This is a genomic window from Sphingobium sp. IP1 (assembly GCF_002708645.1).
Classification (GTDB): Bacteria; Pseudomonadota; Alphaproteobacteria; order Sphingomonadales; family Sphingomonadaceae; genus Sphingobium; species Sphingobium yanoikuyae.
Map to the genome: position 1 here is coordinate 21,768 of NZ_NOIW01000070.1, position 8,101 is coordinate 29,868.

Genomic DNA, 8,101 nt, shown 5'->3' on the forward strand with positions numbered 1-8,101 from the left:
CATGACCGGTCCTGCAATCCTCCTGCTGCTGGCGGGCCTGGGCGCGATCGCCTGGGTCAGCGCCCGCGCCCGTGCGCTGCGCCTTGCCGGCGTGGCGCGCGCCAGCGGCCGCCGCGACGCGGTACACAGCCTGCCCGGCTATCATGGCTGGTATGTCGCGCTGTGGACGCTGATCCCGGCCGGCATCTTCCTGGCGGTCTGGGCCAATGTCTCGCCCGGCCTCGTCACCCAGTCGGTCCTGGCCGACCCGGCGGCGCAGAGCCTGCCGATGGACGGCTTCTCCCGCTCCGCCATCCTGGGCGAGGCACGGGCGATCGCCACCGGCGCGCAGGCCGGCGCCTTCAACCCGGCCGCCAACGCGCTGGTCGAACCCTATCGCACCGCGCTCAGCCATTATGGCATTGCCGGCGCGGTGCTGGCGCTGGTGCTCGCCTTTGCCGGCGGCGCCTATGCCTTCACCCGCGTCCGTCCGGACTTCCGTGCTCGCACACGGGTCGAGCGACTGGTCATGGCGACGCTGCTGATCGCCTCGCTGATCGCGATCATCACCACGCTCGGCATCGTCGCCTCGCTCCTGTGGGAAAGCTTCCGCTTCTTCTCCATGGTGAACCCGATCGACTTCCTGTTCGGCACCAAATGGAGCCCGCAGTCGGCCGCCATGGGCTATGGCAATGAGGATGCGTTCGGCGCGGTGCCGCTCTTCTGGGGCACGATCTTCATCGGCGCGATCATCGCCATGATCGTCGCCATCCCGCTCGGCCTGATGAGCGCCATCTACCTCACCCAATATGCCAGCCCCACGGTGCGCAAGTGGATGAAGCCGACGCTGGAAATGCTCGCGGGCGTGCCCACGGTCGTCTATGGCTATTTCGCCGCGCTCACCATTGCGCCGGCCCTGCGCGACTTTGCGGTGATGATCGGCATCCATGGCGCCTCTTCCGAAAGCGCACTGGCCGCCGGCCTCGTCATGGGCGTGATGATCATCCCGTTCGTCTCCTCCATGGCCGATGACAGCATCGCCGCCGTGCCGCAGTCGATGCGCGACGGCAGCCTGGCGATGGGCGCCACCACCAGCGAGACGATCAGCCGCGTGCTGATCCCCGCCGCCCTGCCCGGCGTCGTCGGCGGCGTGCTGCTCGCCGTCAGCCGCGCGATTGGCGAGACGATGATCGTGGTGATGGCCGCCGGTCTGGCTGCCAACCTCACCCTCAACCCCTTTGCCAGCGTGACCACGGTGACGACCCAGATCGTCCAGTTGCTGACCGGCGACCAGGAATTTGACAGCGCCAAGACGCTTGCCGCCTTCGCGCTCGGCCTGGTGCTGTTCATCGTCACCCTGCTGCTCAACATCGTGGCCCTGCGGGTCGTGAAGAAATATCGCGAGGCTTACGAATAATGAGCGCCGAACGCCTCCCCACCGACTGGAAGTCGGACGCCATGCGCAAGCGGATCGCACGGCGCTATGCCGCCGAGCGCCGCTTCAAGGCCGCCGGCATGGCCGCCGTGCTGCTCAGCGCCGCCTTCCTCGCCTTCCTGCTCTTCACCATGGTCGGCAATGGCATGCGCGGCTTCACCCGCACGGAAATCGCCCTCAAGGTCGATTTCCCGGCCTCGCCGCTCCTGCTCGATCCGGCCAACATCACCGATGAAGCGCTGGCCAACGCCAATCTGCCGATGGTGACCAGCACCGTCGCGCAAAAGGCATTGGGCAAGGATGCCGACGCGATGATCTCGCCCAGCGCCTGGATTGCCATCCGCGACGCGATCAAGGCCGATCCCAAGATCCTCGCCCGCACCGAGACGATCGACGTGCCCGCCGCGACCGCGATCGACCTCGCCGCCAAGAGCAAGGGATCGCCCGAGGCCGAGGCACAGGTCGCACGCCTGCGTCAGGCCGGCCTGCTCGCCACCGGCATCAACTGGGGCTTCCTGACCGCCAGCGACGGCACTGATCCGACCCAGGTCGGCATCTGGGGCGCGTTCAAGGGGTCGCTGCTGACCATGTTGGTGACGCTGGTGCTCAGCTTCCCGATCGGCGTCGCCACGGCGCTCTATCTGGAGGAATATGCCCGCAAGAGCTGGTGGACCGACATCATCGAGGTGTCGATCAACAATCTGGCGGCCGTGCCCTCGATCATCTTCGGCCTGCTCGGCCTGTCGATCTTCCTCAACCTGCTGCACCTGCCCCGCTCGGCCGCGCTGGTCGGCGGCATGACCCTGGCGCTGATGACCATGCCGGTCATCGTCATCGCCGGCCGCAACGCGATCAAGTCGGTGCCGCCCAGCATCCGCGACGCCGCGCTCGGCATCGGCGCCTCGCCGGTCCAGGTCGTGTTCCAGCATGTTCTGCCGCTGGCCCTGCCCGGCATCCTGACCGGCACGATCATCGGCATGGCCCGCGCGCTCGGCGAAACCGCGCCGCTGCTGATGATCGGCATGCGCGCCTTCATCGCCACGCCGCCCGGTGGCATCGTCGATCCGGCCACTGTGCTGCCGGTGCAGATCTTCCTCTGGTCGGACGAAGTCTCCAAGGGCTTCGTCGAAAAGACCTCGGCCGCGATCATCGTCCTGCTGGCCTTCCTGCTCGCGATGAACGGCCTCGCCATCTACCTGCGCAACAAGTTTGAAAAACGGTGGTAATCACACCCATGACCGAAGAACAGCAAAGCCTGGCCGTGACCAATCCGAAGATGACGGCGCGTGACGTCAAGGTCTTCTATGGCGAGAAACAGGCGATCAAGGGCGTGTCGATCGATGTCGACATGGACCATGTCACTGCCTTCATCGGCCCGTCGGGCTGCGGCAAGTCGACCTTCCTGCGGACCCTCAACCGCATGAATGACACCGTCGCCTCGGCGCGGGTCGAAGGCACGATCACGCTCGACGGCGAGGATATCTACGCCCCCTCGATGGACGTGGTGCAGCTGCGCGCGCGGGTCGGCATGGTGTTCCAGAAGCCCAATCCCTTCCCCAAGTCGATCTATGAAAATATCGCCTATGGCCCCCGCATCCACGGCCTCGCCGCGGGCAAGGCGGACATGGACGTGATCGTCGAAAAGTCGCTGCGTCGCGCCGGCCTGTGGGACGAGGTCAAGGATCGCCTCAACGACAGCGGCACCGCCCTGTCGGGTGGTCAGCAGCAGCGTCTGTGCATCGGCCGCGCCATCGCGGTCGAACCCGAAGTCATCCTGATGGACGAGCCCTGCTCGGCGCTCGACCCGATCGCCACCGCCAAGATCGAGGAACTGATCCACGAACTGCGCGGTCGCTATGGCATCGTCATCGTCACCCATAACATGCAGCAGGCCGCGCGCGTGTCGCAGCGCACCGCCTTCTTCCACCTGGGCGAACTGGTCGAATATGGCGTGACGAGCGACATCTTCACCAACCCGCGCCAGGAGCGGACCAAGGACTATATCACCGGGCGCTACGGCTGATCCCGCGCGGAGAGAGACAAGACATGGCTGAACATACGATCAAGGCATTTGACGAGGAAATCGACCGGCTGCGCGGCCTGATCGCCGAAATGGGCGGTCGCGCCGAAGCGGCGATCGAGAATGCGATGCTGGCGCTCCAGCGCCAGGACCAGCGTCTCGCCGCCGAAGTCGTCGCCGACGACAAGCGCATCGACGCGCTGGAAGCGGAAGTCGAAAAGCTGGTGGTGCAGATCATCGCCCTGCGCGCGCCGATGGCCAACGATCTGCGCGACGTGATCGCCGCCTTGAAGATCGTCAGCGTGGTCGAGCGGATCGGCGACTATGCCAAGAATATCGCCAAGCGCGTGCCGCTGATCGCTGCCAACCAGCACAAGCTGGAACCGGTGTCGCTGCTGCCCTCGATGGGCCAGGTCGCGGCCGAGATGGTGCATGACGTGCTCAACGCCTTCGCCGCGCGCGACGCCGAACTGGCGCTGGCGGTGGTGGAGCGCGACCAGGTGGTCGACGATTTCTACGACAGCGTATTCCGCACGCTGGTGACCTATATGGTCGAAAATCCCAAGACGATCAGCGAGTGCGCGCACCTGCTGTTCATCGCCAAGAATATCGAACGCATCGGCGACCATGCGACCAATGTCGCGGAGATGGTCTATTATGCCGCAACGGGCCAGACCCTGCCCGAACGCGAACGCGGCGGCACCCAGCAGCAGGAGAATTGAGGCATGGCGCGGGCGAAGATGCTGTTGGTGGAGGATGACGCGGCGCTCGCCGAACTGCTCATCTGGCATTTCAAGCGTGAGGATTTCGAAGTCGCCCATACCGTCGATGGCGAGGAAGCGCTGCTGATGGCGCAGGAAAACACGCCCGACATCGTGCTGCTCGACTGGATGGTCGAAAGCCTGTCGGGGATCGAGGTCTGCCGTCGCCTGCGCCGCATGAACGGCACTGCCAATGTGCCGATCATCATGCTGACCGCGCGCGGCGAGGAAGAGGATCGCGTCCGCGGGCTGGAAACCGGCGCCGACGATTATGTCACCAAGCCCTTCTCGCCCCGCGAGCTGGTCGCCCGCGTCGGCGCGGTGCTGCGCCGCGTGCGTCCGGCGCTGGCCGGCGAGACGCTGACCTTCGCCGATGTCGAGATGGACACGGTCGGCCACAAGGTCCGCCGCGGCGGTCAGGTCATCCCGCTCGGCCCCACCGAGTTCCGCCTCCTGAAGCATTTCCTGGAGCATCCCGGCTGGGTCTTCTCGCGCGAACGTCTGCTCGACAGCGTCTGGGGCCAGGACAGCGACATCGAACTGCGCACCGTCGACGTCCATATCCGCCGCCTGCGCAAGGCGATCAATGTCGATGGCCGCCACGACATCATCCGCACCGTCCGCTCGGCCGGCTATGCGCTGGACACCGACGGCCTGAACTGATCCTCGCCCCCCCACATGCGGACAAGAAAAAACCTCCCCGGCGCAGGTCGCCGGGGAGGTTTTTCTATTTCGGCAACAAGCCGCGATCAGGCCGCGCGACGGGCCTTGTTCAGCTTCTTGAGCAGCATGTCGCGCTTCAGGCGCGACAGATGGTCGATGAACAGCACGCCTTCGAGATGGTCCATCTCATGCTGCAGACAGGTGGCGAGCAGCCCTTCCAGCTGTTCCTCGTGGATGCGACCATCGCGGTCCATCCAGCTCGCGCGGATCACCGCCGGGCGCTCCACCTCGGCAAACTGGTCGGGCACCGACAGACAGCCTTCATTATAGACCGACTGCTCGTCCGATTCCTTCAGGATTTCCGGATTGATGAACACCATCGGCTTCTTGACCGGCGGCGCGCCTTCCTCATCCGATTCCGGTTCCTGCAGATCCATCACCAGGATGCGCTTGGGCACGCCCACCTGGATCGCGGCTAGGCCGATGCCCGGCGCGTCATACATGGTTTCGAACATGTCGTCGATCAGACGCTGCAGATCGTCGTCGATCGCCTCTACGGGGGTCGAAATGGTACGCAGGCGCGGATCGGGCGCCTCAAGGATCGGAAGAATGGCCATGGCGAAAACATAGGCGGAACGGGGGAAAATTTCAAGCGACACGGGCGCTGGCCCACGCGCCGCTTGCCGCCCCGCCCGGCGGGGTCTAGGCGAGGGGGCGTGACCGACGAAACCGCACAGCAGCGCCGCTACAAATCCTTCGAGGACACCCACCAGATGCTGATCGAGCTGGCGGTCGGGCTGATCGCCGATCGCGGCATCGACGCGCTGTCCCTGTCCGCCCTCGCCCGCGCCGCGGGGGTCAACCGCACCACCATCTATTATCATTTCACCGATCGTGATGCCCTGGTCGCGGCGGTGAAACTCTGGTCCTCGCAGCAGATCGTCGCCGCCTTCCGCCCGGAACTGCCGCGTCAGGCGCGGATCGACTATGTCACCCGCTTCGTGCTCGACAATCCCGCCATCATGTCGCTGTGGATCGAGGATTTCATCGCGCCGGGCGACATCCGCGCCAGCTATCCGCATTGGGACGCCCTGGTATCGGGCATCGGCACCAGCCTTGCCGCCGCCTTCCCCGACGAGCCGATCGACGCCGAAGTCTATTGCGTGATGCTGCTCACCAGCGCGCTGATCGGCCCGCGCGTCTTCCGCCATCGCGTCGCCCCCGACCTCGACACCGAAGCCACCATCGCCCGCTTCCGCCAGGAACAGCAGCGGGTGCTGCGCCGGGATGGCATCGCCGACGACTGACGGAATTTACAACAATAGTGTTGCAAATTCAGATTGACCCGCTCATGCTGGCGAAAAGACAGACAGCGGAGAGCGATGATGCACGGCGAACGGCCCGGCTTTCAGGGCATGAGCGACGACAGTCTGGCCTGGCTCGGCACCGCGCCGATCCCCGCCGCCCCCTATCATGATCCGGCCTGGTTCGAACTGGAACGGGAAGCGGTGTTCCGCCGCGCCTGGTTGCAGATCGGCCATGTCTGCGAACTACCCGACAGCGGCAGCTTCATCCGCCGCGAGATCGAAGCACTCAATGTGTCGCTGCTGATCGTGCGCGGCCGCGATGGCGAGATTCGCGCCTTCCACAATGTCTGCACCCATCGCGGCACCCAGCTGGTCGAGGAGGAAAGCGGCAGGCGCAGCACCTTCTCCTGCCCCTATCATCGCTGGTCCTTCGGCACCGATGGCGCGCTGCTCGCCGCCCCCGATTTCGATCGTTTCTTCGTCGACAAGGCCGACTGCGCCCTGCCCCGCGTCGCGCTCGACATCTGCGGCGGGCTGATCTTCGTCCATCTCGGCACGCCGAACAAAAGCCTGCGCGACGATCTTGGCCCCTATGCGACCATGCTCGACGGCTTCCCGGCGGCGCAGGCCACCACCTTCTCCGAATATGCCTATGAGATCGACGCCAACTGGAAGCTCACCTACGACAATTTCCAGGAAAATTACCATCTCCGCTTCATCCATCCCCGCTCCGGGGCACCCGCAGTGGGCGAAGACAATCCCTTCGGCTATCCGGTGAAGATGGGCTTCCACGGCCCCCACCGCACCCAGACGATCTGGACCAATCCCGATCCCGCGCCCAAGCCGGTGCAAGCGCAATCCTTCGGCCGCGCCGCCCGCTTCGCCATGGCCGACGGCACCACCGGCCCGCACAGCCGCGACTATCTCGCCCTCTTCCCCAATTTCTTCATCCTCGGATCGCCGGCCCAGCCCTTCTCCCACACCGTCTGGCCGATCGATGCCAGCCGCTCGCGCGGCGTGATCCGCCTCTACTGGAAGGGCGAGGATGACTGCGCCAGCCGCCGCTATGCCCGCGAATATGCGATGGCCAGCGCCCGCGACATCCATGCCGAGGATCGCGACGTGATCGAGGCAGGGCAGCGCGGCCTCAACAGCGGCGCGCTCAAACATATCCATTTCCAGGCGCAGGAGGCGCTCTGCCGCCACCTCTTCAACGCCGTCAACGAAAGGGTGCAGGCTTATCGTGCCGACCTGGCCAGCACTGCGCCCCGGCCCGTCTCGCGGGCGGAGGCAATGGCATGACCACGCTCCTTCCCACTGGTTTCGAGGCGCTCGCCCCCTTTGCCGATCACTGGGCGATCGACGGTTCGATTGCCCGTGCCGCCCGGCGCGGCGATGCCGACCCCGCCGACCGCGCCGCCTTCTTCGCGGCGGCCGCCCCCCTGCTCGACGCCGCCCTCGCTCATCTCGACCGCTACCCGATCGTTGCCCTGCCGCTGGCCGAGCAGCGGCTGATGGACATGATGCTGACCCTTGCCCATGTCTCGCTGACCGAAGAGATATTGGGCGACCAGGAATCCGCCCACGCCCGCCAGCGCCAGCATATGCACATTACCCGGACCCCGGCAGGCGCCTGAAAGACGCAGACCCACCCCGTCATTCCGAGTGCGGCCAAGCAATCACGAGGATCGACCAGAAGCCGCCATCGTCACCCCGGCCTTGAGCCGGGGTCCCGCTTCTTTATCCGTTGCATCGAAAAGCGGGATGCCGGGTCAAGCCCGGCATGACGGATGTGGGTAGGGCGGCTAACGACCAGAAGTGGACGTTCCTCCCCGGAACGGGGAGGTGGCAGCGCGAAGCGCTGACGGAGGGGCAGGTGCCTCTTGGCGCTGCGCTATCCGGCCTGTGCCCCTCCACCACTCGCTACGCGAGCGGT

Annotated in this window: 9 protein-coding genes; 8 read left to right on the forward strand and 1 reads right to left on the reverse strand. The window is 65.7% G+C overall.

Translation table 11 applies throughout. The features are described from left to right. Position 1: 1 nt before the first annotated feature. From pstC to phoB, 5 genes are read left to right on the forward strand one after another with little or no spacing between them, the layout of a single operon-like run. Positions 2 to 1,396, forward strand: a complete 1,395-nt coding sequence (gene pstC / locus CG471_RS20485; protein WP_004210867.1) for a phosphate ABC transporter permease subunit PstC — start codon at positions 2 to 4, stop codon at positions 1,394 to 1,396. Further along, a complete protein-coding gene (gene pstA / locus CG471_RS20490) occupies positions 1,396 to 2,640 on the forward strand; it encodes a phosphate ABC transporter permease PstA (protein ID WP_010337565.1) in 1,245 nt (414 codons plus the stop codon). Before pstC ends, pstA begins: the two co-directional genes overlap by 1 nt. An 8-nt stretch (positions 2,641 to 2,648) precedes the next feature. Further along, positions 2,649 to 3,437 (forward strand): phosphate ABC transporter ATP-binding protein PstB, encoded by a 789-nt coding sequence (gene pstB / locus CG471_RS20495; RefSeq protein ID WP_099233398.1) that lies wholly within the window; start codon positions 2,649 to 2,651, stop codon positions 3,435 to 3,437. Positions 3,438 to 3,460: 23 nt separating this feature from the next. Next, positions 3,461 to 4,156 carry a phosphate signaling complex protein PhoU gene (gene phoU / locus CG471_RS20500; protein ID WP_004210862.1) on the forward strand — a complete coding sequence of 232 codons (696 nt, stop codon included), beginning with the start codon at positions 3,461 to 3,463 and terminating at the stop codon, positions 4,154 to 4,156. Positions 4,157 to 4,159: 3 nt separating this feature from the next. Next, a complete protein-coding gene (gene phoB, locus CG471_RS20505; protein WP_004210860.1) occupies positions 4,160 to 4,858 on the forward strand; it encodes a phosphate regulon transcriptional regulator PhoB in 699 nt (232 codons plus the stop codon). An 86-nt stretch (positions 4,859 to 4,944) separates the two neighbouring features. Here the strand turns inward: phoB and def are convergent, their stop codons facing one another. Further along, positions 4,945 to 5,475 (reverse strand): peptide deformylase, encoded by a 531-nt coding sequence (gene def, locus CG471_RS20510; RefSeq protein ID WP_004210855.1) that lies wholly within the window; start codon positions 5,473 to 5,475, stop codon positions 4,945 to 4,947. Positions 5,476 to 5,574: 99 nt separating this feature from the next. Between def and CG471_RS20515 the strand changes: the two genes are divergently transcribed. The 3 genes from CG471_RS20515 to CG471_RS20525 all read left to right on the forward strand — a co-directional run bounded on the left by CG471_RS20515 (position 5,575) and on the right by CG471_RS20525 (position 7,802). Continuing rightward, on the forward strand, positions 5,575 to 6,165 hold the full coding sequence (locus tag CG471_RS20515; protein ID WP_010337563.1) for a TetR/AcrR family transcriptional regulator: 591 nt from the start codon (positions 5,575 to 5,577) through the stop codon (positions 6,163 to 6,165). A gap of 108 nt (positions 6,166 to 6,273) precedes the next feature. Continuing rightward, on the forward strand, positions 6,274 to 7,467 hold the full coding sequence (locus tag CG471_RS20520) for an SRPBCC family protein (RefSeq protein ID WP_257211627.1): 1,194 nt from the start codon (positions 6,274 to 6,276) through the stop codon (positions 7,465 to 7,467). Further along, positions 7,464 to 7,802: a hypothetical protein gene (locus tag CG471_RS20525; RefSeq protein ID WP_099233400.1), complete on the forward strand. Its 339-nt coding sequence runs from the start codon at positions 7,464 to 7,466 to the stop codon at positions 7,800 to 7,802. Before CG471_RS20520 ends, CG471_RS20525 begins: the two co-directional genes overlap by 4 nt. Positions 7,803 to 8,101 lie beyond the last annotated feature (299 nt).

Excerpts from the sequence above, each read along its gene's own strand:
- def (WP_004210855.1), bottom strand. The coding sequence starts at position 5,475 with ATGGCCATTCTTCCGATCCTTGAGGCGCCCGATCCGCGCCTGCGTACC.
- pstC (WP_004210867.1), top strand. The coding sequence starts at position 2 with ATGACCGGTCCTGCAATCCTCCTGCTGCTGGCGGGCCTGGGCGCGATC.
- pstA (WP_010337565.1), top strand. The coding sequence starts at position 1,396 with ATGAGCGCCGAACGCCTCCCCACCGACTGGAAGTCGGACGCCATGCGC.
- CG471_RS20525 (WP_099233400.1), top strand. The coding sequence starts at position 7,464 with ATGACCACGCTCCTTCCCACTGGTTTCGAGGCGCTCGCCCCCTTTGCC.
- pstB (WP_099233398.1), top strand. The coding sequence starts at position 2,649 with ATGACCGAAGAACAGCAAAGCCTGGCCGTGACCAATCCGAAGATGACG.
- CG471_RS20520 (WP_257211627.1), top strand. The coding sequence starts at position 6,274 with ATGAGCGACGACAGTCTGGCCTGGCTCGGCACCGCGCCGATCCCCGCC.
- phoU (WP_004210862.1), top strand. The coding sequence starts at position 3,461 with ATGGCTGAACATACGATCAAGGCATTTGACGAGGAAATCGACCGGCTG.
- phoB (WP_004210860.1), top strand. The coding sequence starts at position 4,160 with ATGGCGCGGGCGAAGATGCTGTTGGTGGAGGATGACGCGGCGCTCGCC.